Source organism: Bacillus sp. SRB3LM (assembly GCF_015712745.1).
Taxonomy (GTDB): domain Bacteria; phylum Bacillota; class Bacilli; order Bacillales; family Bacillaceae_G; genus Bacillus_A; species Bacillus_A thuringiensis_K.
In genome coordinates this window covers 1-1877 of the sequence record NZ_VWVQ01000056.1, presented here as the reverse complement: position 1 = coordinate 1877, position 1877 = coordinate 1, and the positions used below count along the sequence as shown (strand labels likewise).

Below are 1877 nucleotides of genomic sequence, written 5' to 3'. Positions count from 1 at the left end.
TCCCCAAAAATAACGGACAATGGTTTCAAAACGACAATGATGGAGTGGAGAAGCTATGGTCAAGATTGGGGAATTTTTTATGATCAGAGAATTGTATCAAAAAGGATGGACAATCAAAGCGATATCTGAAGAAACAGGATTTGATCCAAAAACTATTCGGAAATATATCCAGCAAGATGCATTACCATCAAAAAAGAAAGTAGAGAAAAAACCAAGTAAACTAGATCCATATAAACCATACCTCCTTCAAAGGATTAAAGAAGGTACTACAAATTGCGCAGTGTTATACGACGAAATTGTATCAATGGGATACCCAGGGAAGGCTACCATTTTGCGCGATTTTGTCAGACCTCATCGACAAACCCCTAAAAAACAAGCAACCTTACGGTTTGAAACACCACCTGGTAAACAGGCTCAAATGGATTGGGGATACATAGGGAACATAAAAGTTAACGAAAAAGAACAAGATGTATACGCGTTTGTAATGGTATTAGGGTACTCCAGAATGAAATATGTTGAATTTACTACAAGTATGGATTTAGAAACTTTAATGAAATGCCATATGAATGCATTTGCTTATTTTAATGGGGTTCCTGAACAAATCCTTTATGACAATATGAAAACTGTTGTAATTAAACATACACCAGTAGAGATTAGATTTAATCGAAGGTTCGAAGATTTTCTATCCTATTATGGGATTGTGCCGAAGGCGTGTAAGCCATATCGTCCACAAACAAAAGGAAAAGTAGAAAATGTAGTAGGGTATCTTAAAAAGAATTTTATGCAGCGTAAGCATACATTTACTTTAGAATCATTAAATGATGACGTCAGGGATTGGCTAAATAAAACGGCAAATCGTAAACCAAATGGAACAACAAAAGAAGCTCCAATCGCAAGATATCAAGTCGAGGAAAAGTATCTAGGAAAGTCTAATACAAAACCAGCCTTTCCAATTACAAAATGGGAAATACGAGAGGTTAGTAAGGATTGTTTTATCTCTTATCAAGGAAAACGTTACTCTGTACCGTTTCGATTCGTGGGCAAACAAGTGAAGATAAAAGAGACACTTGATCATCATCTTGAAATATATGATGAATTAGAGTGCGTCGCAATACATCCAATTCTTACAGGTAAGACTGAAACACATGTAAGCCTTGAACATTATAAAGGGCTGAATGCGACAACAAAAGGTTTGGCGACCCGTCACATTCAACCCGATGAGCTCGAAGTAGAACAACGTTCTCTTCAAGTGTATGAACAATTAGAAGGGAGTGATTCTGTATGACCACTCAGCTTATAATTGAACGCTTAATCAAAGTTGGATGGCATCATACCGCCGACCAAATTGATGGTCTTTTAGAAGATGCATCTAAACATAATGTACCATATTCTGAATTTCTAAACACCCTACTTTTGCATGAAATTGAAAAAAGAGAAGCATCAGCTTTACAGAAACGAATACAACACGCGAAACTTCCGTTTCATAAAACAATTCATGAATTTGACTTTACTTTTCAACCTAGTATTAGCGAAAAGCGAGTGAAAGAAGTATTAACATGCCGTTTTATTAATAATGGGGAAAATGTCCTACTCTTAGGACCTCCAGGAGTAGGGAAAACACATTTATCAATTGCATTTTCTAGCGAAGCTATCATGAAAGGTTATACAGCACTTTTTTTGAGAGCTGATGATTTTATTAATGAGTGTAAGAAGGCTCATACCAAGGGACTATTGAATCGAGTAATCAAACGTTGGAGTCGTCCTGATCTTCTTATCATTGACGAACTAGGCTATTTTCCCTTTGATGAATTAAGTGCCAATATCTTCTTTCAAATCATTTCAAAGCGATATGAAAAAGGGGGAGCACTCATTGTAAC

At 36.2% G+C, this 1877-nt stretch carries 2 protein-coding genes; both read left to right on the top strand.

Annotation, left to right across the window (positions count from 1 at the left end; all coding sequences use genetic code 11):
* Window positions 1-55: 55 nt before the first annotated feature.
* Window positions 56-1285, top strand: coding sequence for an IS21 family transposase (gene istA, locus F3I02_RS19545; protein ID WP_196477521.1), 1230 nt, complete (start codon window positions 56-58; stop codon window positions 1283-1285).
* On the top strand, window positions 1282-1877 hold a 596-nt coding region (locus F3I02_RS19540; protein ID WP_196478313.1), incomplete at its 3' end, for an ATP-binding protein. The genes istA and F3I02_RS19540, both read left to right, overlap by 4 nt.